This is a genomic window from Nocardiopsis gilva YIM 90087, assembly GCF_002263495.1.
GTDB lineage: Bacteria > Actinomycetota > Actinomycetes > Streptosporangiales > Streptosporangiaceae > Nocardiopsis_C > Nocardiopsis_C gilva.
On the sequence record NZ_CP022753.1, the window covers coordinates 5,717,380 to 5,742,082 of the forward strand.

Sequence of the window (24,703 nt, forward strand, 5' to 3'; positions counted from 1 at the left end):
AGACGACCGCACGGTTCCCCGGCCACATGCGGCACTCCACTCAGGATATGCAGGCCACGGACGCGCCGAACCGACGGCTCCCACCCCTCCGTTGATCTCGGCGGACTGCACCGAAAAACCGCTCGAATTCGGTGCGCTGTGCCGAGATCAACGGAGGGGGCGGCGTCACAGCCGCGGGTCCACCGGTTCGGACTCCAGGGCCAGGACACCGAACACGGCCTGGTGCACGCGCCACAGCGGCTCGCCGCGGGCGTGCCGGGCCAGGGCCTCCAGGCCGAGCTTGTGCTCGCGCATGGCCAGGCCGCTCTTGCGCCCCAGGCGGCGGTCGCGCAGCACCTCCATGCGGTCGGGCTCGGTGTAGTCCGGGCCGTAGATGATCCGGAGGTACTCCGGGCCGCGCACCTTCAGGCCCGGCTGGGCCAGGCCCTGGCGTCCGCGCGCGAGCGCCCCGGTGAGGGGCTTGACGACCATGCCCTCGCCACCGGCGTCGACCAGGTCGCGCCACCACGCAGACGCGGCGGCGGTGGCGTCGGGGTCGGTGACGTCCACGACCAGGTAGCGCGTGGTGCGCACGAGGTCGCAGGCCTCGGCGAGCCGCTCGGCCACCGCCATGTGCCACAGGTGGTCGGCGTCGGTGAACGTGCGGCCCTCGGCGGCCAGCACCATGAACGGGGCGTAGCGCAGCCCGGCCGCTCCGTCGGTGGGCCAGCTGTACCGGCGGTAGACCCGGCTGAACGCCTCGATCCCCTCCGTGCGCCGGGCGACCCGGTCGGCGAGGCCGCCGACGTCCAGCCCCGCCCGGCCGCCGCTGCGAGCGCGGCCTCGGCGGCCGGGAGCGCCGCGCGTGCCGCCGCGCCCACCGACGCGTACTGGTCGCGGATGAGCCCCTCCGCCTTGGCCGACCACGGCAGCATCTCGCCGTCCAGCGCGATCCAGTCGGTGTCGAGCCGCTCCCACAGCCCGGCCGCCTCAATCCCGGAGCGCAGGTCGGCCAGCACCTCCGACTCCACCTTCGGGTCGGAGAAGAACGGGCGCCCGGTGCGGGTGTAGACCGCGCCGAGGGAGTCGGGCACGAAGCGGCGCTCGGCGGCGGCCGCGTCGCGGCAGACGACCGCGACCGCCCGCGACCCCATGTGCTTCTCCTGGCAGATGACGGTCCCGACACCGTTGCTCCGGTAGTGCGCGAAGGCCTCGGCCGGGTGCTCCAGCAGCTCAGGGTCGGCCGACGTCGGCGCGGGGGCCATGGTCGGCGGCAGGAAGAGCAGCCAGTGCGGGTCGACCGCGAAGCGGCTCATCACCTCCAGCGCGGCCAGGGCGTTCTCCCGGGCGATCCTGATCCGTCCGTGCCCGGTCTCGACGCCGCCACCCGAGACGTCGTTGCCGTCGAGCACGTCGCCGACGTCGAGCACACCGGAGGCGCGCGCGTCGGCCTCGGCCGCGGGCGCGGCGGCGTCGCCGTCGAGGAACGGTTTGGCCGACGCGTACCAGGTGCGGTGCGCCGGGACGTCGACGAGCTGGCGCTCCGGGTAGCGCAGCGCGGTCAGCCTGCCCCCGAAGACGCACCCGGAGTCCAGGCAGATGGTGTTGTTCACCCACTGCGGCTCCGGCGTGGGCACGTGGCCGTAGACCACCGCGGCCTTGCCCCGGTAGTCGCGCGCCCACGGGAGGCGGACCGGCATCCCGAACTCGTCGGTCTCACCGGTGGTCTCGCCGTACAGCGCGAAGGAGCGGACGCGCCCCGAGGCGCGGCCGTGGTACTCCTCCTTCAGCCCGGCGTGCGCGACCACGAGGTTGCCGCCGTCGAGCACGTAGTGGCTGATCAGTCCGTCGCAGAAGTGCACCACCCGGGCGCGGAACTCCGCCTCCTCGGCGTCGAGCTGCTCCAGCGACTCCGCCAGCCCGTGCGAGACGGTGACCTTGCGCCCCTTGAGCGCTCGCACCAGCTTGTTCTCGTGGTTGCCCGAGACGCACAGGGCGTCGCCGTCGGCGACCATGCCCATGGCCAGCCGCAGCACGCCGGGGGTGTCGGGGCCGCGGTCGACGAGGTCGCCGACGAACACGGCGGTGCGCCCGGCGGGGTGCCGCGCACCAGTGGCGCGGCCCGAGGCGTCGCGGGCGATCGTGTAGCCGAGCTCCTCCAGCAGCTCCTCCAGCTCGGCGCGGCAGCCGTGCACGTCGCCGATGATGTCGAACGGGCCGGTCAGCTCGCGCTTGTCGGTCCAGGACTTCTCGTAGGAGATGACGGCGGAGTCGATCTCCTCGACGCCCCGCAGGATGTGGACCTTGCGGATGCCTTCCTTGTCCAGCCGCTTGAGGTTGCGCCGCAGGTCGCGCCGCTGCCGGGAGATCACGTGGTCGCCGAAGTCGCGGTCGGCGCGGGTCCGGTTGCGCTCCCGGGCGACCCGTTCGGGGACGTCGAGCACGATGGCCGTGCACAGCACGTCGTTGTCCTTGGCGACCCGGACGAGTTCCTGACGGGCCTTCTGCTGCACGTTCGTGGCGTCCACGACGGTGAGCAGGCCGCGCCGCAGCCGCTTGTTGACGATGTAGTGGAGCAGGTCGAAGGCGTCGGCCGTGGCGGACTGGTCGTTCTCGTCGTCGCTGACCACGGCCCGGCAGAAGTCGGAGGTGACCACCTGGGTGGGGGTGAAGTGCCGGGCGGCGAAGGTGGACTTGCCCGAACCGGAGACCCCGACGAGCAGCACGAGCCCCATCTCGGGCACGTTCAGCACCCGCGGTTGGCCCGGCCCGGTCGGCTCGGGCTCCGGCGCGCCGGTGTCCCCGGAGTGCTCCGTGCTCCCGCCAGTCGCGGCGTGCTCGGTGCGCTCGACGCGTTCGAACTCCGGGTTGTTCTCGCTCATCGGGTGAAGACTCCCATCTGCGTCGGCGCCCCCACCTGGGGGTCGTCCTGCCCCACGGGCAGGTACCGCACCCGGTAACCGTGGGTGCGGGCGACGTTGTCCGCCCACGCGCGGAATTCGGCGCGGGTCCATTCGAATCTGTGGTCGGCGTGCCGGAAGCCGCCGTCGGCCAGTCCCTCGTAGTGGGCGTTGTACTCGGCGTTGGGCGTGGTCACGACGATGGCGCGCGGGGCGGCGCCGCCGAAGACGACCTGCTCCAGCGCGGGCAGCCGGGCCGGGTCGATGTGCTCGATGACCTCCATGAGGACGATCGCGTCGTGGCCGGAGAACCGCCGGTCGCGGTAGAGGGCCGAGCCGACGAGGAGCTCCAACCGCCGGCGCCGCGACTCGGGCATGCGCTCGACGCGCAACCTGCGGTGCGCGTAGCCGATGCTGTCGGCACTCACGTCCACCCCGGTGACCAGGGTGAACGCGGGGTCGTCGAGCAGCCGCCCGACGAGCTTGCCGGTGCCGCAGCCGAGGTCGAGCACGCGCTGGGCCCCCTCGGACTTGAGGACCGAGAGCACCGCCCCGGCCCGCTGGTCGGCGAGCGAGGGTTCCCGGGGGCCGTCGTCGTCCGGGTCCCGCCGCCCGGAGGAAGCCGCCGCGGTCTGCGGGGCCGCGGCGTCGGTGTCGGGCGCCTCCTCCTGGGCGGGGTCGCTCTCCTGGGTGGGGTGGTCAGCCTCGTCCGGTTCGGTCAGGTCGTCGACCTCGGCCAGGCGCGCGATCGCCTGGCGGAACAGGCGCTGCTTGCGGGAGAGGTAGCGGCGGGTGATCCAGGCGCGTTCCGGGTGTCCGGAAAGCCACCCCTCGCCCGCCCGCAACAGCTTGTCGACCTCGTCGGCGGTGACCCAGTAGTGCTTGGTCCCGTCCAGGACGGGCAGCAGCACATACAGGTGGCTCAGCGCGTCGGCCAGCCGCATCTCGCCGGTCAGGGTCAGGCGCACGTAGCGGGAGTCGCCCCACCCGGGCAGGCCGGGGTCGAGGGGCACGGGGACGGCCTCCACCTGCCAGCCCAGCGGCTCGAACAGCGCCCGCGCCCGCTCGGCCCCGCCCCGGCAGGGCACCGCCGGGAGGGCGAGGGTGAGCGGGATCGGCGTCGCGGCGAGATCAGCGCGGGCCGCGCAGCGCCCTTTGAGGGCGGACCGGAAAACATCGCCGAGCGCCACGGCGAACAGCGACGACGCGGCATACGGCCGGTCGTTGACGTACTGGGCGAGCGCGAAGTCCGGGCTGGCCACCGACGAACGGGAGCGCAGCAGCTGCTGCGGATCGACCTCCAGCAGCAGCGCCGCCGTACAGCGCTCCTGCTCCGCCTCCGGATAGAAGACGTGCGCCGTCCCGAAGGACTGGCTGAACCGCTGCACCCGGTCGGGGTGCTTGTGGAGCAGGTAGCCCAGGTCGGTGGCGGGGCGGTGGGTGGTCGTGATCGTCAGTAGCACGCCCCCAGTTTGGGGGATGCCGATACCCGATTTCGAGGGATTTTCCCGCTGGGCAGCGTCTGGCCGCCGCCCAGCGGGGGTGGTCCGGCGCTTAGGTCCGCGCCCGCGGCGGCTTGGGCGTGGCCTCGGGGACGATGTCGGGCGCGCCGTGCTGGACGGCGTCGGCCTCGTGGTCGTTCTCCTGCTCCTGGGCCGCGCGTTCCGCCTCGATGCGCTTGCGGTAGTACTCGACCTCCCGCTTGATCTGCTCCTCGTTCCAGCCCAGCGGCTCGGCGATGAGCTCGGCGGCATCCTCCGCCGCGGCGATGCCGCGGTCCCATGTCTCGAACGAGATGCGGGTGCGCCGCGACAGCACGTCGTCGAGGTGGCGGGCGCCCTCGGACGCGGCCGCGTACACGATCTCGGCGCGCAGGTAGTCGTCGGACCCGGCCACCGGCTCCTTGAGGTCGGGGCGCTGGCGCATCAGCTCCAGCAGGTCGTCGATCATCGACCCGTACCTGCGCAGCAGGTGGACGACCCGGGAGACGTGCAGGCCGGCGTCGCGGGCGATGGTGTGGCGCTGGTTCCACAGCGCCGCGAACCCGTCGGCCCCCACGAGCGGCACCCGGTCGGTGACCGACTCGGGGATCTTGCCGTCGAGGCCGTGGGCGACCGCGTCCACCGCGTCCTTGGCCATGACGCGGTAGGTGGTGTACTTGCCCCCGGCGATCAGCACCAGGCCCGGCACCGGGTGGGCGACGGTGTGCTCCCGGGAGAGCTTGGAGGTCTCGTCGGACTCGCCGGACAGCAGCGGGCGCAGACCGGCGTAGACGCCTTCGACGTCGTCCCGGCTCAGCGGGACCCGCAGCACGGCGTTGACGTGGTCGAGGACGTAGTCGATGTCGGCGCGGCTGGCCGCCGGGTGCGCCTTGTCCAGGTTCCACGGGGTGTCGGTGGTGCCGATGATCCAGTGGCGCCCCCAGGGGATGACGAACAGCACGCTTTTCTCGGTGCGCAGGATCATCCCCGTCGACGCCTGGATCCGGTCCCTCGGGACGACGAGGTGGATGCCCTTGGAGGCGCTGACGTGGATCTGCCCGCGGCCGCCCACCATCTCCTGGATGTCGTCGGTCCACACCCCGGCGGCGTTGACCACCTGCTGGGCGCGGACGTCGATCTCGTGGCCGGTCTCCAGGTCCTGGACCCGGGCCCCGGTGACGTGCTCGCCCTCGCGCAGGAAGCCCACGGCCTGGGCGCGCGAGGCGATCCGCGCGCCGTAGGTGGCGGCGGTGCGCAGCACGGTGAGGACATAGCGGGCGTCGTCGACCTGGGCGTCCCAGTACTGGAGGGCACCGGCGAGCGCGTCGCGGCGCAGCGCCGGGAAGACCCGCAGCGCGCCCGAGCGGGTGAGGTGCCGGTGCGGGGGCAGGCCGCGGGTGTTGCGGCCGGTCATCGCCAGGATGTCGTAGAGGGTGACGCCGGCCCCGATGTAGCCGCGCTCCCAGTGCTTCTGGAACGGGAACAGGAACGGCACCGGCCGGACCAGGTGCGGGGCGAGGCGGCCGAGCAGCAGCCCGCGCTCGGTCAGTGCCTCGCGGACCAGCTCGAAGTCGAGCTGTTCGAGGTAGCGCAGGCCGCCGTGGATCAGTTTGCTGGACCGGCTGGACGTACCGGAGGCGAAGTCGCGCGCCTCGATCAGGCCGACCGAAAGGCCGCGGGACACCGCGTCCAGCGCGACGCCCGCGCCCACGATGCCGCCGCCGACGACCAGGACGTCGAGCTCGTTTTCGGCCATGTGCGCGAGCGCCTCGGCCCGCTCGTCCGGTCCCATGCGCGCTGCCGTCATGTCACGCCCTCCCGACACGTGCCCACCTGGCACTACTCGGAACATCTGCGGACATCCAGGCTAACCCGCCACTCTCCGGGAAGAGCGTCGACGCGGTCGGCGCGTCGGGAGTCACCGATGCCTTCGTTGATCTCGGGGATATTGGGGTTTCAGCGGCGATTTTTACCCCGATATCTCCGAGATCAACGGAAGACCATCGGGGGTGTGGGGGCACTCGCGTCGTTTGCGAGCGCCCGGGTCAGGTGGCGCGGGCGGCGTCGGCCGCGTAGCGGTTGGCGATGTCGAGGATGTCGCGGGCGTAGGACTCGGACTGGTTGTAGGCGAGCACCGCCCGCCACCAGTCCTCCTGGTCGGTCAGGTCGCGTCCCTCCGCGCACAGGTAGCGGGCGGCGGTCAGGGCGGTGTCGTCGATGTCGTGCGGGTTTGCGCGGCCGTCGCCGTCGGCGTCGGCGCCCCACTGCTCCCAGGTGGTGGGGATGAACTGCATCGGCCCGACCGCGCGGTCCCACCTGCTGTCGCCGTCGAGCTCGCCCCCGTCGGTGTCGACGATGGCCGCGGTGTTGTTGGAGCCGTCGAGCGGGATGCCGATGATGTCGACGGTGGTGCGCCCGTCGGACCCGACTTCCCCGCCCGCGTACGTGCCGTGCCTGGACTCCACCTCACCGATGGCGGCCAGGGTGGGCCAGGAGATCCGGCACCCCGGCTGCTCCTCCATCAGCCGCAGCTGCGCTTTGGCGTAGGCCAGCAGGGCGCGGCGCGGCACACCGGAGGCCTCGGAGTTGGTGTCGAGCCACTCGGGGAGGGGATCCGCCGACGCGGTCTCTTGGGCGGCGGGCGACGGGCGTTCGTCGGCGTGGAGCTCGGCCTGCTCGGCCGCTTCCGCGCCGTCGGCGGGGACGGTGTCGATGACGCCACCGGCCTCCTGCGGACCGGGTGGGGGCTGTGGGGGCACCGCTGAAGGGTTGAGGCCGCCGACGACGGCCACGATCCCGGCGGTCAGTCCCGCCGCGGAGAGGACGGCCGCGGCGGCGACCGCGGCTGGTTTCCGATGAGGGAGGGGTTGGGCCGCGGACGCTTCCGCGTCCTGCCCGACCGGGGGGGAAACTGTCACGGACTACCTCACTCGCTCACCGAGCGCACGACGGGACGAATCGGTCGCCCTCGACACACGCTCACGTACGCAACGGCCTACGCCGAGAGAACAACCTACGCGACTTCGCGGATCACAGGCAGGGGCCGAACGAAAAAAGGAAGGACGCCGCTCGATTTCACACGAGCGGCGCCCCGGTTGATGGTAGTGCGCGACCTGCCCTCCCAGCGGGACGGCGTATCCCCATCCCCCGCGGCCGAGCGCTACCGCGCCCGGAGGGAACGGGCCATGCCCACACGGACGTCGGTCAGCGGTGCGGGTTGACCACGACCTCCACGCGCTGGAACTCCTTGAGGTCGGTGTACCCTGCGGTGGCCATGGTCCGGCGGAGGGCGCCCATCATGTTCATGGAGCCGTCGCTGGTGGACGCGGGGCCGTGCAGGATCGACTTGAGGTCGCCGATGGTGCCGACATTCACCCGTTCGCCGCGCGGCAGCTCGCTGTGGTGGGCCTCGCTGCCCCAGTGGTAGCCGTGGCCGGGCGCCTCGGCGGCGCGCGCCAGCGGCGAGCCGACCATGACGGCGTCGGAGCCGCAGGCCAGCGCCTTGGCGATGTCGCCGCTGCTGGTCATCCCGCCGTCGGCGATGACGTGCACGTACCGGCCGCCGGACTCATCGAGGTAGTCGCGGCGGGCCGCGGCCACGTCGCCGATGGCGCTCGCCATCGGCACGGCCACGCCCAGCACGGAGCGGGTGGTGTGCCCGGAGCCGCCGCCGAAGCCGACCAGCACACCGGCCGCGCCGGTGCGCATGAGGTGCAGCGCCGCCGTGTAGGTGGCGCAGCCGCCGACGACGACCGGGACATCCAGGTCGTAGATGAACTGCTTGAGGTTGAGCGGCTCGGCGCGCCCGGAGACGTGCTCGGCCGAGACCGTGGTGCCGCGGATGACGAAGATGTCGACACCGGCGTCGATGACGGCCTTGTGGTACTGCGCGGTGCGCTGCGGCGAGAGCCGGGCGGCGGTGACGACACCGGAGGCGCGGATCTCCTCGATGCGGCGGCCGATCAACTCCTCCTTGATGGGGGCGGAGTAGATGTCCTGCAGCCGCCGGGTCGCGGCCTCGTCATCGAGTTCGTGGATCTCGGCCAGTAGCGGCTCGGGGTCCTCGTAGCGCGTCCACAGCCCTTCCAGGTCCAGGACGCCCAGACCGCCCTGCTCGCCGACGGAGACGATCGTCTTCGGCGAGGCGACGCTGTCCATCGGGCTGACGACCAGCGGCGTTTCAAACCGGTAGGCGTCGATCTGCCACGCGATGGACACTTCCTCGGGGTCACGGGTCCGTCGGGCGGGAACGATCCCGATCTCGTCGAGCTCGTAGGCGCGGCGCCCGTTCTTGCCCAGCCCGATCTCAACCTGAGCCAACGCTTAGATCCCCTCTTGCGTGCTTCACCGGCACGATCACCGGCGGATACTGCCGCCGCGAGTTTACCTCCGGGCCGGGTGGCGGCGGCCCGCCGCCTCCCGGGAGACTCGCCCGCTGGTCGCGGCCAACGCCCTGGTCGTCCGGGATCCCGACGTCTTCGATTCCGCGGCCCCTGGACCCGCTTCTAGCGCTTGGAGTAGTTCGGCGCCTCGACGGTCATCTGGATGTCGTGCGGGTGGCTCTCCTTGAGACCGGCCGAGGTGATCTGCATGAGCTGGCCCTTCTCCCCCAGCTCGGCGACGGTGCGCGCGCCCGCGTACCACATGGACTGCCGCAGGCCGCCGGTGAGCTGGTGCGAGACCGCCTCCAGCGGACCGCGGTAGGGCACCTGGCCCTCGACGCCCTCCGGGATGAGCTTCTCCTCGGAGGCGACGTCGGCCTGGGAGTAGCGGTCCTTGGAGAAGGAGCGCCCGCGCATGGCGCCGAGCGACCCCATGCCGCGGTAGGTCTTGTACTGCTTGCCGTTGATGAAGATGAGCTCGCCCGGGCTCTCCTCCACGCCCGCCAGCAGGCTGCCGAGCATCACGGTGCTCGCACCGGCCACGAGGGCCTTGGCGATGTCGCCGGAGTACTGCAGGCCGCCGTCGGCGATCACCGGGACGTTGGCCGGTCCGGCCGCCTTGGAGGCCGCCAGAACGGCGGTGACCTGCGGGGCGCCCACACCGGCGACGACGCGGGTGGTGCAGATGGAGCCGGGGCCCACCCCGACCTTGACGGCGTCGGCACCGGCGTCGATGAGGGCCTGCGCGGCGGCGCGGGTGGAGATGTTGCCGCCGATGATGTCGGCGCGGGAGTTGGCCTTGAGCTTGGCGATCATCTCCAGGACACCGGCGGAGTGGCCGTGGGCGGTGTCGACGACGATGAAGTCGGCACCGGCGTCCATCAGGGCTTTGGCCCGCTGCTCGGAGTCCGGCCCCACGCCCACGGCGGCGCCGACCACGAGGCGGCCGTCGGCGTCCTTGGTGGCGTCGGGGAACTGCTCGCTCTTGATGAAGTCCTTGACGGTGATCAGGCCGCGCAGCCGCCCCTCGCCGTCGACCAGCGGCAGCTTCTCGACCTTGTTGTCGCGCAGCAGCCGGAAGGCCTCGTCGCGGCTCACCCCGACCGGTGCGGTGACCAGCGGCATCGGGGTCATGACATCGCGCACCCTGCGGCTGCGGTCGTCCTCGAAGCGCATGTCGCGGTTGGTGACGATGCCGACCAGGCGCCCGTCGTCGTCGGTGACCGGGGCGCCGGAGATGCGGTAGTGCGCGCTGAGCGCCTCGACGTCGGCGAGCGTGTCGTCGGGGCCGCATGTCACCGGGTCGGTGACCATCCCCGCCTCGGAACGCTTCACCAGGTCGACCTGGGCGGCCTGGTCCTCGATGGACAGGTTGCGGTGCAGCACCCCGGCGCCGCCCTGGCGGGCCATGGCCACGGCCATGCGCGCCTCGGTCACGGTGTCCATGGCGGCCGACAGCAGCGGGATGCGCAGGCTGATGTTGCGGGAGAGCCGGGTGCCGGTGTCGGTCTCTCCCGGCTGCAGGTCCGAGTAGCCCGGAACCAGCAGCACGTCGTCGTAGGTGAGTCCCGGCGGCAGAACCTTCTCGCCGTCCCCCGTGTTCATCTGCGTCATGACGCCCTCCGCCCTCTTGCGACCACTCCCGCGTGTTATTTCATCCTAGGGCGCTGACCGGCGCGCATCTTGCGTCTGGCGTGACGACCCACGTCACACCGGGCACCCCGTGCGCGGAATCACACCGCTCCCGGGCACACCTCGCCTGCCGCGCAGTTGCCGTCAGTGGATGCGGCGGCCGTAGGCGCAGTGGTCGCGGGTGCGGATCCGGGACGGGCAGCGACGGCCGCGGGGACCGGGACGGATCGGGGCGTGGTGGGTACGGCTAGATGAGGCGGTTCGCCACGGCCACCTTCCGAAGCCGAGCAAGAGCTCGGTGCTGGGCAACCCGAACCGCTCCGGCCGACATTCCCAGAACATGTCCCGTCTCATCAGCAGATAGACCCGCAATCACGCGCATGACCAGCAGCCGACGCTGCTGCTCGGGGAGTTCACTGAGCAGTGCACGGGCCCGCTCCGCCTCGATGGTGCGCACTGCGGCCTCCTCCGGGCCCGGCCCGTCGTCGGGACAGTCCGGTACCGCGTCGGTGGGAACGTCGCGGGTGGAGCCGCGTAGTGCGTCGGCCACCTTGTGCGCGGCGATCCCGAACACGAACGACGCGAAGGGCCGACCCATGTCCTCGTAGCGGGGGAGCGCGGCCAGGAGTGCGATGCACACCTCTTGCGCGACGTCATCGGAATAGTGTACGTAACCCGAGACGCGGGCCAGGCGCGCTCGGCAATACCGGACCACCATGGGGCGCACCTCGCGGATGAGGGAGTCGACCGCCCCATGATCACCTTGGACCGCCAGCGTGGTCAGCTGGCTCAGTTCTGTGTCGTGCCGCCGGGCACCTGATCGTTCCGCGAGCATGCCCCCCGCACCGCGTGGATCCGTCACGTATCGAATGATGCCCCCGCGAGCGGACCCGCCAGTCACGAACCACGGCTACAGAATGATCACATTTAAGGGAAATGCCGGGTAATGACACGCGTGCCCCGAGTGGGACCCGGGGCACGCGTGGTACGGCAGACGCCCGCGCACGCGGGCCGCTTCACCACCCCACAGGGCGGAGACCAGCCGAGATCAGTGGCCGTGACCGTGGCCGTGACCGGCCGCCGCGCCCTCGTCCTCGTCCTCCGGCTTGTCGACGACCAGTACCTCGGTCGTCAGCAGCATGCCGGCGATGGAGGCGGCGTTCTGCACCGCGGAGCGGGTGACCTTGACTGGGTCGATGATGCCCTGCGCCATGAGGTCGCCGTACTCGCCGGTCGCGGCGTTGTAGCCGTGGCCGACCTCCAGCTCGGCGATCTTGTGGGTGACCACGTAGCCCTCGGCGCCCGCGTTCTCGGCGATCCAGCGGGCCGGCTCGTTGAGCGCCCGGCGGACGATCGACGCGCCGGTGGCCTCGTCGCCGCTCATGTCGAGGGCGTCCAGGGCCGCGGCGGCGTGCACCAGGGAGGCGCCACCACCGGGGACGATGCCCTCCTCGATCGCGGCACGGGTGGCCGAGATGGCGTCCTCCAGGCGGTGCTTCTTCTCCTTGAGCTCCACCTCGGTGGCCGCGCCGACGCGCAGCACGGAGACGCCGCCGGCCAGCTTGGCCAGGCGCTCCTGCAGCTTCTCGCGGTCCCAGTCGGAGTCGCTGGCCTCGATCTCCTTGCGGATCTGGTTGACCCGGTCGTCGACCGCGGACTGCTCACCGCCACCGTCGACGATGGTGGTGTCGTCCTTGGTGATGGTGATGCGACGGGCGGAGCCCAGGACGTCGAGCTCGGCGTTCTCCAGGGTGAGGCCGACCTCCTCGGCGATGACCTGGCCGCCGGTGAGGGTCGCGATGTCCTGCAGCATCGCCTTGCGGCGCTCGCCGAAGCCGGGGGCCTTGACCGCGGCGACGTTGAGCGTGCCGCGGATCTTGTTGAGGACCAGCGCGCCGAGCGCGTCGCCCTCGATGTCCTCGGCGATGATCAGCAGCGGCTTCTTGTTCTGGACGATCTTCTCCAGCAGCGGAAGCAGCTCGTTGAGGTTGGAGATCTTGCCCTGGTGGATCAGGATCTGCGCGTCCTCCAGCACCGCCTCCTGGCGCTCGCCGTCGGTCACGAAGTAGGGCGAGATGTACCCCTTGTCGAACTGCATGCCCTCGGTGAAGTCGAGGTCGAGGCCGAAGGTCGGGGCCTCCTCGACGGTGATGACACCGTCCTTGCCGACCTTGTCGAAGGCCTCGGCGATCATGTCACCGATCTGCGCGTCCTGGGCGGAGTTGGTCGCGACGTAGGCGATGTCGGCGCGCTCGCCGACCTCGCGGGCGCGCTCCACGAGTGCTTCGGAGACGCGGGCCGCGGCGGCGTCGATGCCCTTCTTCAGCGACATCGGGGACGCACCGGCGGCGACGCTGCGCAGGCCCTCGCGCACGAGCGCCTGGGCGAGCACGGTGGCGGTGGTGGTGCCGTCACCCGCGGTGTCGTTGGTCTTGGTGGCGACCTCCTTGACGAGCTGGGCCCCCAGGTCCTCGTAGGGGTCCTCCAGCTCGACCTCACGGGCGACGGTCACACCGTCGTTGGTGATGGTCGGAGCACCGAACTTCTTGTCGATGACGACGTTGCGCCCGCGCGGGCCCAGCGTCACCTTCACAGCGTTGGCGAGGCGGTCGACGCCCCGCTCGAGGGCGCGGCGAGCCTCGTCCTCGAACTCCAGGATCTTCGGCATGGTGAGCTTTCCTCAATCCGTGCAAGTACGTCGGAGATAAGAGAACCGCCCCGCCCGGCTGCGAGCCGGCCGGGGCGGGATGTCACATGGGTGACGTCAGTGAGTGCCGAGACCTACTTCTCGACGACCGCGAGCAGGTCGCGGGCGGAGAGAACGAGGTACTCCTCGTTGTCGTACTTGACCTCGGTGCCGCCGTACTTGCTGTACAGGACGACGTCGCCCACGTTGACGTCCAGGGCGACACGGTTGCCCTTGTCGTCGAGGCGGCCCGGGCCCACCGCGAGGACCTCGCCCTCCTGCGGCTTCTCCTTGGCGGTGTCCGGGATGACCAGGCCGGACGCCGTGGTCTGCTCGGCCTCCAGCGTCTTGACGACGACGCGGTCCTCAAGCGGCTTCAGCACGGTCTTGGTGGCGGTCGACACGGTTGTGACCTCCCCCTTCATTCGATGGTTCGAGACGTCATGCTTGGCAAAAGGGGCGACCACGGCGGCCTGCCGTCGCGGGTGCCAGACCGGCCTCGTCGCGGTTAGCACTCTACCCTTGAGAGTGCCAGTATGGAACATTAGTCGTGCCCGTGAGGCTCGTCAAACAACAGGTCACAGGGGGAAGAGCGTGCAGGGCAACGAGCAGGTCACGGCTCAGATCTCGGCATTCGAAGCGCTGCTCACGCCCGCTGGACAGCGGCTGTTGGAGGCGCTGGACCCGGCCGAGGTCGAGGCCGATCCGCTCGGGGTCGCCACCCGGCTGCGCCGCACGCCGGTGGAGGGCACCGACGCCCTCGGGGTCGACCTGTCCGAACTGGTCGGCGCGGCGCTCACGCAGGCGCGCCTACGCGGGCGCGCGCGGGAGAAGTTCGGCGAGTCGGCCGAGCGCATGTACTTCACCCCCAACGGGCTGGAGCAGTCCACCCGTCGCCCGGTCGCCGCGTACCGCGCCCGCCGCTTCGCCGCCGGCGTGTCGCGGGAGGCGCTCGTGGGCGACCTGGGCTGCGGGATCGGCGCCGACCTGCTGAGCCTGGCCGAGGCGGGGCTGCGGGTCGAGGGCGTCGACGCCGATCCGTTCACGGTCGCCGTCGCCGAAGCCAACATCGCGGCCCGGGGGCTGGGCGAGCGCGCCCGGGTGCGGGAGGGCGACGTCACCGAGACCGAACCCGGCGCCTACGACGCGGTGTTCTGCGACCCGGCGCGGCGCGGCAAGCGGGGCCGCATCTTCGACCCCGACGCCTACTCGCCGCCGTGGAGCGCGGTCATGGCGCTCGCCCAGGCCGCGTCGGCCGCGTGCGTGAAGGCGGCCCCGGGCATCCCGCACGACCTGGTGCCCGAGGGGTGCGCGGCCGAGTGGATCTCGGTGGGCGGCGAGGTGAAGGAGGCCGCGCTGTGGTTCGGGGCGCTGAGCGACGGCGGCCGCCGAGCCACGCTTCTGCGTGCGGGGGCGGAACCGGCCACGCTGACCGCCGACCCCGGCCTGGGCACTCCACCGGTGGCGGAGCCGGGCCGCTACCTGTACGAGCCGGACGGCGCGGTGATCCGCGCCCATCTGGTCGCCGAGGCGGCGGAGGAGGTCGAGGGCGCCCTGCTCGACCCGCACATCGCCTACATCACGTCCGATCGGCTGGTCGCCACGCCGTTCTCCCGTGCCTACGAAGTGACCGATGTACTGCCCTTTTCCCTAAAGCGGCTGCGCTCCGCACTTCGAGAACGCCAGGTCGGAACCGTAACGATCAAGAAACGGGGATCGGCCGTCGACGTCGAGAAACTACGGCGCGACCTCCGGGCGTCGGGACCGGAGTCGGCTGTGGTTGTGCTCACCAGGATCGGCGAACGCCCCGTGGCTCTCCTGTGTTGCGAGGTCACGGCCTTCCCGTAAAGAGAGTTTCCGACAACTCCAGAAAAGGGCGGGCGTGACTGATAGGACAGACAGTACTAATGTGACGAACACCGGTGTTGCATCCGGAACCGATGTCTTTCTTCCTCGATCACAGTGAACGCTGCCCCATGTCGTTAGACTGACCCCCACTGAATCCATTCCCCCTACTCCCGGATTCTCTGTCAGCCGTATGGGCGGAGAGTGAACCCCTAACGAACGATGGTTCACCGCGCCTCGTAGGCTTACGGCGAGTAGGCGTCGGACATCCGAATGTGAACGCAATACGTCGGCAGGTCCCGCCCCTTCCTCCGTGCCGGCGATTCTCTCCACAACACCCCCGTCCTCCCGTCGGAGCAGGACCGGGGCGCCAGAGCCAAAGGAGCACCTCGGTGGAACAGTCCAACCACAACTTCCTCAACGGAGGAGGTCAGACCGGGATCTCCGACCGAATGCGGGACCTCCTCTCACGGGCCGCGCAGGACCAGGTCTCGGAACAGAAGACGCAGGGCGCGATCTCCGAGGAGATGCGCCAGCGCCTTGAGGGCATGGAGTGGCTGCTACGCGAGTTCCGTGAGCGGGAGTTCGCCACGCTGGCGGAGGGCCTCGCGGCGGTACAGAGCCGCGTCGACGAGCTCAGCACGCGTCCGCCGGAGTGGGCCGAGACCCTCGCCGAGCACATCGCGCTGGTCGGCGAGCGGGTCAAGCCGCTGGCGGAAATGGCCACGCTGCGCACCGACGTCCGCCAGATCGGCGGCAACGTCGACACGGCGCTGACCCGGCTGCAGAGCGTCGCCGAGACGGGATCCCGCACCGCGGCCCAGGTCGACGCGGTGAGCGAGCGCTTGGAGGAACTGGCCTCCACCATCGAGGCGCGCTTCAGCCGCGCCGACGAGGCGATCGAGTCGCTGGCCGCCCGCGCGGAGGCCCTGGAGACCGCGATCGCGGACGTCGGCGAGCGCGTGGACGGTCGGCACGAGGCCGCCATGGGCGCGGCGGCCGAGCAGCACGAGGCCCTGACCACCGCCGTCACCGAGGGGCGCGCCGCCCTGGAGCAGGCGGTCACCGAGGGCCGGGAGGCGCTGGCCGCGGCCGTCACCGAGCGGCACGAGGCGCTGCAGGAGACACTGCGCGAGCAGCACGAGGCGGTCACCACCAAGCTCGACGACGGCGTCCAGACCCTGACCGGCACGGCCCAGGAGCACCACAGCACCGTCACCACGCAGCTGGAGACCACCGCCGAGGAGCTGGGCGGCAAGCTCGACGGCGCGACCGAGACCCTGAGCGGCAAGCTGGACAGCGCGTCCGAGGAGCTGCGGACCAAGGTCGACGCCAGCACCGAGGACCTGCGCGGCACCGCCGAGACGCACCACACCGCCCTCACCGCCAAGCTCGACGACGACGTCCAGACCCTGACCGGCACGGCTCAGGAGCAGCACGAGGCGCTGACCACCGCTCTGCGCGAGAGCGTGGCCAACCTCAGCACGCAGGCCGACGAGAACCACGCCGAGGCCACCGCCGCGGTCGCCGACACCAACAGCGCGGTCGTGAAGCTGGCCGAGGCGACCGACGAGAAGCTCGGTTCCGTCAGCGCCCACCTGCGCGAGCGCCTCGGTGAGCTGAACGAGCAGCTCGAACTGCAGCGCGCCGAACTGCGCGAGCGCGACGACCAGCAGCGCGAGAGCATCCTCGCCCGGCTCGCGGAGACCACCGAGACCCTGCGTACCAAGGCCGAGGAGGACGTGGCGGCGGCCACCTCCGCCCTGGCCGAGATGCGCACCTCCCTGGACCGCAGCGTCCGCGAACTCAACGAGAAGGTCGACGAGCGGCACACCGCCCTGACCGAGCTGGGCGAGCAGCACCGGGCGGCGGTGACCGAGCACCTGGAGCAGCACCGCACCTCGGTGGACGAACGCCTGGAGGAGTACCGCACGTCCGTCGACGAGCGCCTGGACCAGCAGCACCGGGAGCTGAGCGGCAAGGTCGACCAGCACCTCAGCTCCATCACCGGCAAGTACGAACACGGCCTCGGCCGACTCTCCGACCGCTTCGACACCTTCGAAGGCCACTTCGAGGGCAGCTTCGAAGGCATCGACGGCAAGATCGACGGTGTCGACGGTCGCCTCGACGGCCTCAACGGCCGCCTCGACGGAATCGAAGGCCGGGTCACCGGCGTCGAAGGCCAGTTCGAGGGCGTCAACGGCCACATCAGCGGGGTCGACGGCCGCCTGGAGGCCGTGGACGACCGCCTCGAAGCCCTCAACCAGCGCCTCGGCCAGCTGCCCGCCTCGATGGAGGTCAGCGAACTCCACCGCCGCCTCACCGAACTGGTCGACCGTCCGGTCATCGACCACTCCGACCGCTTCGACGCCGTCGACCGCAGCCTGCTCGAGTCCCTGGAGCCGATCCTCCGCGAACTCCAGAACCGCCCCGACCGGCACGAGTTCGAAGAGACCATCAACGAGGCCGTGGAAACGTCCCACGACGACGTCACCAAGCGCCTGGCGTCCCTCGAAGAGACCATGCTCGCCCTCGCCGAGGCGCTGCTGCGCCCCGGCCGCGACGGCAAGAAGAAGCGCCGCCGCGACGAGGATGACGAAGACGACGAGTAACGAGGGCGTCGTCACCCGCGCGACACGAAGGGCCGGTCCGCACGGACCGGCCCTTTTTCCTCAGCCTGTGGAAAGTCTCGCCGCTCTGGAGATGCCTGACCTACGCTCGACCACAGACAGCGCCCGGCCGGGGAGCGCATGGGGAGCTGTCGGCAGGTTCGCGGTAACCCGGCTCGGGCGGCTCCCGGCCATATGCAGAAGGCACACGCCCGCTAGTGTCGCCACCGTTCGAGACAGTCAGATGGCCGCCAAGCCACAGGAGATCCCGCGAAATCGAGATTCTCGGCGTCTTCCAGCTACCACCCTGGAGCCACACTGCGACATCACAAGAACATAACGCGCCACATTTCAGCAGGTCATTTGCTGTAAGCCGCGCACGCGGGGGTGGACCGCGCGCCCGCTACTGGCAGCAGCGCGCCATCAGGTAAGCCCCGCACATGCGGGGATTCCTGACTTGACGTGCCCGAGCCTTATCCGCTGGAGGGAAAGGTGGGATCCACTCGCCGTTAGACCGCGAGAGGGCGGTTGATCGGCAGGGAGGTGTCGGTGGCCAGGTCCAGGGTGGACGGCGGCAGGCCCGCGGCGACGACTTCGGCGCCCAGGGCGGCGATCATGGCGCCGTTGTCCGTGCACAGTCGGGGGCGGGGGACGCGGAGTTCCACCCCGGCCTCGGCGCAGCGCTGTTCCGCCAGGGCGCGGATGCGGGAGTTGGCGGCCACGCCGCCGCTGATGACCAGGCTGCCCACGCCGTGTTCGACGCAGGCGTCCACCGCCTTGCGGGTGAGGACGTCGGCCACGGATTCCTGGAAGGCTGCGGCGATGTCGGGGACCGACAGGTCGCTCCCGTTGCGCTCACCGTCCTCCACCCATCGGGCGACCGCGGTCTTCAGGCCGGAGAAGGAGAAGTCGTAGGTGCCGTCGCCCCACTTGCCGCGCGGGAAGCGGATCGACCTCGGGTCGCCCTCGCGGGCCGCGCGGTCGATGTGGGGGCCGCCCGGGTAGGGCAGGCCGAGCAGGCGGGCGACCTTGTCGTAGGCCTCGCCCGCGGCGTCGTCGACGGTGTCGCCGAGCGACTGGACGTCGGTGGCCACGTCGCGCACCAGCAGCAGGGAGGTGTGGCCGCCCGAGACGAGCAGTGCGATGGCGGGCTTGGGCAGCGGGCCGTGTTCCAGTTGGTCCACGGCCACGTGGCCGACCAGGTGGTTGACGCCGTAGAGCGGCTTACCGAGCGCGAGCGCGTAGGCCTTGGCGGCGGAGACCCCGACGAGCAGCGCCCCGGCCAGGCCCGGCCCCGCCGTGACGGCGATCGCGTCGACGTCGGAGAGTTTCGCCCCGGCGCTGTCGAGCGCGCGGTGCACGGTCGGCACCATCGCCTCCAGGTGGGCGCGGCTGGCCACCTCGGGAACGACGCCGCCGAAGCGGACGTGCTGCTCGACGCTGGACGCCACCTCGTCGCCGAGCAGCTCGCAGCCGCGGACGAGGCCGACGCCGGTCTCGTCGCACGAGGTCTCGATCCCCATGATCAGGGGCAGGTCACGGTTGCTCATCGCGTCTTCTCTTCATTCTCCGTCACGGTCGCGTCCGCTCCCGTGGCGGTGCTCAGGTCAGGGCTCGTGGCGGCACGCGTGTCCGCGCGCGTGCCGTTGGCCGATGCCGACAGTCCGCCCGCGGCACGCTCGGCGACCGTGGCCGAGCGGCGCATCACGATCGCGTCGGCGTCCTGGTAGTAGCGGCGCCGGATCCCGATCTCGGTGAACCCGAAGTGGCGGTACAGCTCCTGGGCGCGCGGGTTGTCGGAGCGCACCTCCAGGAAGAGGTCGGTGACCCCGCGCTTGCCGGCCTCGTTGATGAGTTCCGTCAGCAGCGTGGAGCCGATGCCTCGCCTCCAGTGGGACTCGGCGACGGCGATGGTCTGCACATCGCCCTGCGGCGGCACGGCGCGCAGGCCCGCGTAGCCGACGATCGCCCCGCCTTCGCCCTCCTGCGCGACGACGTAGTGCCGGGAGGCTTCCGCCATCTCACCGCGGAGCATCGCCTCGGTCCAGGCGTCCTTGGGGAACAGCCCGCGTTCCAGCGCGATCACCGGGGCGACGTCGGCACCGGTCATCGGGCGCAGCCCGATGCCGGAGGTCATGCCTGCCATTGCCGCACCTTCTTTGGCGCTCCCGGCACGACGGCGTCCGGGCGGCGCAGGTAGAGCGGCCGGGGCTCGGGCAGTTCCTCGCCCGCGGCGAGGCGGCGCAGCGCGACCTCGCCCAGGGCCGCGGCGGACGGGTACAGCGGCTCGGCCGCCGCCTCGTCCTGCCCGAAGACCTCGGCGTACATCTGCGCGCCGTGGCCGATCACCGGCAGCCCTCCGGTGTCGATGTTGGCGGGGCGGTCGACGGCGATCTCCCCGGTCCGGGTGGTGGCGTCGGCGTAGTGCGCCCAGAACACCTCCTTGCGGCGCGCGTCGCTGGCCGCGATGAAGGGGGTGGTCCGACCGGAGGCGAACGCGACGGCGTCCAGCGTGGCGACCCCGTGGCACGGGATGCCCAGCGCGTCGGCTAGGGCCTGCCCGGTGGAGAGCCCGACCCGCAGGCCGGTGTAGGGGCCGGGGCCGATGCCGACCGCGACGTGGGTCAGCTCGCCGAGGGCCACGCCCGCCTGTTCCACGATGTCGCGCACGCTCGGCGTGAGGAGTTCACCGTGGCGGCGCGCGTCGACCGAGGACGTGCTCGCACGCACCCGGACGTCGGCGCCGGAGGATTCGCAGACCGCGACGGTGACCGCCGGGGTCGCGGTGTCGAAAGCCAGTAGCAGCACGATCGTCCAGCCTAGTCCGCGCTCAGTACCACATCGGCCCACCGCGGGCCGATACCGGTCAGCCGGACGGTGCGGGCGTCGTTGGGGAGCCGGTCGATCGAGATCTCCAGCCGGTCGTCGGACAGCTCCTCGGCGACCCCCTCCCCCCACTCGACGATGGTGACCGAGTCGGCGAGGCTCGCGTCCAGGTCGAGGTCGTCGACCTCGGCGGCGCTGCCCAGGCGGTAGGCGTCGGCGTGCACCAGCGCCGGTCCGCCATCCAGTGAGGGGTGCACGCGCGCGATCACGAAGGTGGGCGAGGTGATCGGGCCGCGCACGTTCAGCCCCTCGGCGATGCCCTGGGTCAGGGTCGTCTTCCCCGCGCCGAGCGGACCGGACATGATCAGCAGGTCGCCGGGGCGCAGCAGCCCGGAGATGCGTTTGCCCAGAGTGCGCATGGATGCGTCGGTCTCGGCCGTGACGAGGGCGGTCGCGCCCAGCGTGGTGGTCTCGGTGGTATCGGTCATGAGCTCACAGCGGTGTCGAAGAAGGTGTGGCCCGATGTCGGTGCCCCTCACCAGGGTAGGCACATCTCCACGTTCGCGTGTCCCCTCGACCGGAACCGCTCTCCGCGCCGGTCTCGGGTGGCGGGGATCCAGGAGGCGCTAGATCGCTGATGGGAGTCGGCTGGAGCGGCCCTGCCCGGGCAGGTTTCCTGCCTCCCCGTTCGTTGATCTCGGCGATGTGCACCTCATACCCACCGGTATGAGGTGCACATCGCCGAGATCAACGAAGCGAGCGATGGTGCGGCGCCGGGAACGCACCGCCGGAGGCCCGCGGGCGCGCCGTCCCGCCCATGCGTCCGCTGCTCGCCTGCCGCCACCGGCCAGGCCGAAGATCTCCCATCAACCATCTAGCCGCCGACGTAGACGCGCGGCACGCGCGGGCTGATGCGCGTGACGATCTCGTAGGGGATCGTGTTCAGGGCCGCCGCCCAGTCCTCGGCGGTGGGTTCGCCGTTGTCACCGGGGCCGAAGAGGATGGCGTCGTCACCGGCCTCGGCGGCGTCGTCGCCGATGTCGAGGACGAACTGGTCCATGCAGACGGTCCCCGCGATCGTGCGGCGGCGCCCGGCGGCCAGCACCGGGCCGAGGTTGGTCGCGGCGCGCGGGATGCCGTCGCCGTAGCCGAGCGGGATCAGGGCGAGGGTACTCGGACGCGTGGTGGTGTAGCGGTGTCCATACGAGATGCCGCTGCCCTCCGGCACCCTCTTGACCAGGGCGATCTTCGTGTGGAGAGTCATGGCCGGGCGCAGCTCGGGGAAGGTGAGCTCGGGGATGGGGTTGATCCCGTAGCTGGCGATGCCGGTGCGCACCAGGTCGAAGTGGGTCTCGGGGAGGGTGAGCGTCGCCGGGGAGTTGGCCAGGTGTCGGACCTCGGGGCGCAGACCGCCCTTCTCCGCCACTTCCAGGGCCTCGTGGAACACGTTGATCTGGGAGGCGATGGAGGGGTGCCCGGGCTCGTCCGCGCAGGCGAAGTGCGACCACACGCCGGTGACCTGGATCAGCCCGGCCGCCTCGGCGCGTGCGGCGGCGGCCACGACGTCGGGCCACTCGGCGGCGGTCACGCCCCCGCGGGTGAGCCCAGTGTCGGCTTTGAGGTGGACGCGGGCCCGGCGCCCGGCCTCCTGCGCCGCCGTCGCGATCTCGTCGAGCAGCCACAGCGAACTCACGCCCAGGTCGACGTCGGCGGCGATCCCCGCCGACAGCGGGGCGCCGGGCGGAATGATCCACGAGACCGTGGGCGCCTGGATCCCCGCACCCCGAAGTTCGAGGGCCTCCTCGATGAACGCCGTGCCCAGCCAGGTCGCGCCACCGGCCAGCATGGCGCGGGCGGCCGGGATCATTCCGTGTCCGTAGCCATCGGCCTTCACCACGCCCATGACCTGCGCACCTTGCGCCCGGCCACGCAGAACCGCGACGTTCTCACTGATCACGCCCAGATCCACGCGGGCTTCGGCGAAAGAAGGAGGCATGCCTCCAAGTCTGGCACGTGTGCGGACCGACCTGCGCGGACACGCTTCGGCGGAGGCGTGGCATAGGCAACGGGGATCGGCACCCGCGCGGGTGGGTCGCAGCGGGCATCGCGTCGGGGAGGCGCGCAGGCGCATTCCCGACCGATCGCCGATCCCCCTGGTCCTGCTAGCGCCGGAGCAGCCGGTCGGTGCTCCTCGGCAGCGCCATGCCCGCCAACGCGGTCAGCGCGTAGGCGGCCTGTCCTGGGGCGCAGGCGCCGAGGAGCAGGCCGAAGTTGCGGCCCGGAGTGCGCAGGAACTCGCGCACGGTCGGGTAGACACGGGGCACGCTCCAGCCGCTGACCAGCAGGCTGAGCAGCGCTACTATCGCCGCCCCTACCCACACCGTCTCAACCGGCGACAGCGTGCCCAGCCACCTCTCGGCACCGGCCACGACCTCCAGCGCGTAGGCGGAGGCGGCGGAGCCCGCCGAGCCGCCGTCGCCCGAACCCACTCCCACGTGCGGGTGGACGGCGATCAGGGCACTGGCGGCGACCGCGACGGCCACGGAGGCGGGTGCGGGTGCCAGTGCTCTGCGCAGTTCGCGCGCCGACGCCGTCAGCTCCTCCTGGCGGGGGAAGCGGCGCCAGGGCCGCTCCCCGGCACGCGCCGCGCCCATCGCAAAGGCGCGGCGGTGCCGCAGGAAGTCCCAGCTCGCGGAGAGCGTGGCCGGTCCCCGACTCGCCGCCGTGATCATCACCGCGAGCTCGTGCAGAATCGTGGAGAGTGTCGTCGCGAGCGTCACCGGGAGAAGGGCCCAGGCGTAGGCCGCGCGCTGGAACATGGGGGCGATGTCGCCGGGGACGCGCACCCGGAGGCGCACCGACCTGCCGCGCGCCCATCGGCGCAGCCCCGCGAGCGGCGGCTCGCCGGGCAGGGCCGGGGTGGTGTCGGCCGTCGAGATGGCCAGCCGGTAGTCCATGAGCACCGCTGCGCCCAGCAGGAGCAGCAGAACCCAGCGGGTCGCGGCGCCCCCTCCGGTGATGGCGGCGAGGAAGGCGGTGACGGGTGTCGGATCGACCCCGGCCAGTGCCGCGTTGAAGTTCATGTGTTCCAGCGCGGCGACCCACAGGGCGATCGGCGGCAGGAGCCAGAGCCGCGCCCCGTAGTGGCGGCGGCCCACGATCGCCAGACCCAGCGCCGCTCCGACGAGCCCGGTGGTGACGGCGTGGCCGGAGAACTGCACGCCGAGCCCGGGGAGTTCGATCCACCCCGGGAACAGGGTGAGGACCTCGTAGACGGGAGGGGGCGCGGGGACGGTGCCGCCCGTGACGCCCCGCAGCGCCTGCTCGGCCAGGTGGAAGCCGGCCCCGGAAGCGGCGGCGAGCAGCAGGTAGTCGACGGCGGCGAAGCGCTTGAAGCGGCGTCCGGCGACCGCCCGGCAGAGCAGCAGCGGAAGGAGCTTGATCGGTTCTTCGACGAGGACGGCGATGTAGGTGGGGCCGAACCACTCCTCGACGCCGCCCAGCGCGCCGGACAGCAGATTCTCGGCGAGCGCGGCCGGCCAGATCATCAGCGCGCCGAGCGCCAGCACCCGCATCAGCGTCGCGAAACCGACGGTGCGGGAGCGGGCGAACCAGGCGAACTGAGCCATCAGCCACAGCGTTCCGACCAGCACGGGAAGCGCCACCGACACACCCGGCACGATCAGTCCGGCGACCAGCAGAACCGCCACCATCGCCCAGCCCCACGCGCCGCGCAGGGCGCGCATCCATGTGACGGCCTGATCGGCGCTCTCGCGCAGCTTGCGACCACGCACCGCGACCCGTTCGGTGAGGTCCGGACCTGGCGCGCGGGTCCCGGACGGGTGTCCCTGGTCGATGCACCCGTAGAGCTGGGCAGCGCGCAGCAGCTCGGGGTGGCGGTCTTTGCGGGCCTCCTCGGCGAAGCCGGTGCGGGCACCGGCGAGGTCGCGTCCGACGAAGGGGCGCAGGAAGTCGTCGGAACCCGCGGCCACGGTGAGCTCGGAGGCGGTGACCAGGACCGCGGCGGAAAGGTCCTCCACGGCGACCAGCAGGTCGGTGGGTTCATCCCCCCAGGCGCGGATGACAGCGACGATGCTGGCCGTATCGGCGGGCACATCGGTCACCGGCTCGAAGGCGAACTCGTTGCGGGTGCGGCAGATGAGGAGACGGTCGACGCCCACGGCCCGCCCCGCGGCGACGATGGTGTCGATCAGGGAGGTGTCGCGGGGGGCGGTGAAGGGGACGACGGTCTTGCGGTCCGACCGGAGCCACTCCTCATCGAACTCGATGGGGTCGGCGCACAGGCGCAGGACGAGGTCGCGGGTGAGCATGGCCTGTTCGTCCATTGGCTCCCTTTATCCAG

15 protein-coding genes and 2 pseudogenes are annotated in these 24,703 nt (G+C 71.5%); 2 read left to right on the top strand and 15 right to left on the bottom strand.

Annotation, left to right across the window (positions count from 1 at the left end; all coding sequences use genetic code 11):
* Positions 1-165 precede the first annotated feature (165 nt).
* The 9 genes and pseudogenes from CDO52_RS24920 to groES all read right to left on the bottom strand — a co-directional run bounded on the left by CDO52_RS24920 (position 166) and on the right by groES (position 13,464).
* Positions 166-2,714 (bottom strand): annotated as a pseudogene (locus CDO52_RS24920) (polynucleotide kinase-phosphatase).
* Between the two features lie 143 nt (positions 2,715-2,857).
* Positions 2,858-4,342 carry a 3' terminal RNA ribose 2'-O-methyltransferase Hen1 gene (locus tag CDO52_RS24925; protein ID WP_094932744.1) on the bottom strand — a complete coding sequence of 495 codons (1,485 nt, stop codon included), beginning with the start codon at positions 4,340-4,342 and terminating at the stop codon, positions 2,858-2,860.
* 91 nt (positions 4,343-4,433) lie between these two features.
* Complete coding sequence (locus CDO52_RS24930; protein WP_017621597.1) at positions 4,434-6,167, bottom strand: glycerol-3-phosphate dehydrogenase/oxidase; 1,734 nt, start codon at positions 6,165-6,167, stop codon at positions 4,434-4,436.
* 238 nt (positions 6,168-6,405) lie between these two features.
* Positions 6,406-7,278, bottom strand: a complete 873-nt coding sequence (locus tag CDO52_RS24935) for a lytic transglycosylase domain-containing protein (RefSeq protein WP_017621596.1) — start codon at positions 7,276-7,278, stop codon at positions 6,406-6,408.
* A gap of 286 nt (positions 7,279-7,564) precedes the next feature.
* Positions 7,565-8,680: a GuaB3 family IMP dehydrogenase-related protein gene (locus tag CDO52_RS24940; protein ID WP_094932745.1), complete on the bottom strand. Its 1,116-nt coding sequence runs from the start codon at positions 8,678-8,680 to the stop codon at positions 7,565-7,567.
* Positions 8,681-8,865: 185 nt separating this feature from the next.
* A complete protein-coding gene (guaB, locus tag CDO52_RS24945) occupies positions 8,866-10,356 on the bottom strand; it encodes an IMP dehydrogenase (protein ID WP_017621594.1) in 1,491 nt (496 codons plus the stop codon).
* A 265-nt stretch (positions 10,357-10,621) separates the two neighbouring features.
* Positions 10,622-11,209: a sigma-70 family RNA polymerase sigma factor gene (locus CDO52_RS24950; protein ID WP_017621593.1), complete on the bottom strand. Its 588-nt coding sequence runs from the start codon at positions 11,207-11,209 to the stop codon at positions 10,622-10,624.
* A gap of 213 nt (positions 11,210-11,422) precedes the next feature.
* A complete protein-coding gene (groL, locus tag CDO52_RS24955) occupies positions 11,423-13,042 on the bottom strand; it encodes a chaperonin GroEL (protein ID WP_017621592.1) in 1,620 nt (539 codons plus the stop codon).
* 113 nt (positions 13,043-13,155) lie between these two features.
* Positions 13,156-13,464 (bottom strand): co-chaperone GroES, encoded by a 309-nt coding sequence (gene groES / locus CDO52_RS24960; RefSeq protein WP_026126378.1) that lies wholly within the window; start codon positions 13,462-13,464, stop codon positions 13,156-13,158.
* Positions 13,465-13,654: 190 nt separating this feature from the next.
* Here groES and CDO52_RS24965 point away from each other — a divergent pair, with 190 nt between their 5' ends.
* Together CDO52_RS24965 and CDO52_RS24970 are read left to right on the top strand one after the other, a co-directional pair.
* Positions 13,655-14,908, top strand: a complete 1,254-nt coding sequence (locus CDO52_RS24965) for a class I SAM-dependent methyltransferase (protein WP_094932746.1) — start codon at positions 13,655-13,657, stop codon at positions 14,906-14,908.
* 389 nt (positions 14,909-15,297) lie between these two features.
* The gene (locus tag CDO52_RS24970) at positions 15,298-17,517 is read left to right on the top strand and encodes an apolipoprotein A-IV repeat region-like domain-containing protein (protein WP_017621589.1); all 2,220 of its coding nucleotides are present in this window, start codon (positions 15,298-15,300) and stop codon (positions 17,515-17,517) included.
* A 506-nt stretch (positions 17,518-18,023) separates the two neighbouring features.
* On the opposite strand, the gene tsaD is transcribed toward CDO52_RS24970, so the two are convergent.
* The 6 genes and pseudogenes from tsaD to CDO52_RS25000 all read right to left on the bottom strand — a co-directional run bounded on the left by tsaD (position 18,024) and on the right by CDO52_RS25000 (position 24,686).
* Positions 18,024-19,064, bottom strand: coding sequence for a tRNA (adenosine(37)-N6)-threonylcarbamoyltransferase complex transferase subunit TsaD (gene tsaD, locus CDO52_RS24975; RefSeq protein ID WP_017621588.1), 1,041 nt, complete (start codon positions 19,062-19,064; stop codon positions 18,024-18,026).
* 140 nt (positions 19,065-19,204) lie between these two features.
* Positions 19,205-19,651, bottom strand: a pseudogene (rimI, locus tag CDO52_RS24980) (ribosomal protein S18-alanine N-acetyltransferase); the annotation flags it as partial.
* Complete coding sequence (gene tsaB, locus CDO52_RS24985; RefSeq protein WP_017621586.1) at positions 19,648-20,322, bottom strand: tRNA (adenosine(37)-N6)-threonylcarbamoyltransferase complex dimerization subunit type 1 TsaB; 675 nt, start codon at positions 20,320-20,322, stop codon at positions 19,648-19,650. The pseudogene rimI and the gene tsaB, both read right to left, overlap by 4 nt.
* Positions 20,323-20,333: 11 nt before the next feature.
* Positions 20,334-20,828, bottom strand: coding sequence for a tRNA (adenosine(37)-N6)-threonylcarbamoyltransferase complex ATPase subunit type 1 TsaE (gene tsaE, locus CDO52_RS24990; protein WP_017621585.1), 495 nt, complete (start codon positions 20,826-20,828; stop codon positions 20,334-20,336).
* Positions 20,829-21,214: 386 nt separating this feature from the next.
* Positions 21,215-22,336 (bottom strand): alanine racemase, encoded by a 1,122-nt coding sequence (gene alr / locus CDO52_RS24995; RefSeq protein WP_026126377.1) that lies wholly within the window; start codon positions 22,334-22,336, stop codon positions 21,215-21,217.
* Between the two features lie 166 nt (positions 22,337-22,502).
* Positions 22,503-24,686, bottom strand: coding sequence for a protease PrsW (locus CDO52_RS25000; RefSeq protein ID WP_017621582.1), 2,184 nt, complete (start codon positions 24,684-24,686; stop codon positions 22,503-22,505).
* Positions 24,687-24,703: the final 17 nt, after the last annotated feature.

What these genes read in the sequence shown, in the direction of transcription:
- tsaE (WP_017621585.1), bottom strand. Translation starts at nt 20,828, where the DNA reads ATGACCGATACCACCGAGACCACCACGCTGGGCGCGACCGCCCTCGTC.
- alr (WP_026126377.1), bottom strand. Translation starts at nt 22,336, where the DNA reads ATGCCTCCTTCTTTCGCCGAAGCCCGCGTGGATCTGGGCGTGATCAGT.
- groL (WP_017621592.1), bottom strand. Translation starts at nt 13,042, where the DNA reads ATGCCGAAGATCCTGGAGTTCGAGGACGAGGCTCGCCGCGCCCTCGAG.
- CDO52_RS25000 (WP_017621582.1), bottom strand. Translation starts at nt 24,686, where the DNA reads ATGGACGAACAGGCCATGCTCACCCGCGACCTCGTCCTGCGCCTGTGC.
- CDO52_RS24930 (WP_017621597.1), bottom strand. Translation starts at nt 6,167, where the DNA reads ATGACGGCAGCGCGCATGGGACCGGACGAGCGGGCCGAGGCGCTCGCG.
- tsaD (WP_017621588.1), bottom strand. Translation starts at nt 19,064, where the DNA reads ATGAGCAACCGTGACCTGCCCCTGATCATGGGGATCGAGACCTCGTGC.
- CDO52_RS24950 (WP_017621593.1), bottom strand. Translation starts at nt 11,209, where the DNA reads ATGCTCGCGGAACGATCAGGTGCCCGGCGGCACGACACAGAACTGAGC.
- guaB (WP_017621594.1), bottom strand. Translation starts at nt 10,356, where the DNA reads ATGACGCAGATGAACACGGGGGACGGCGAGAAGGTTCTGCCGCCGGGA.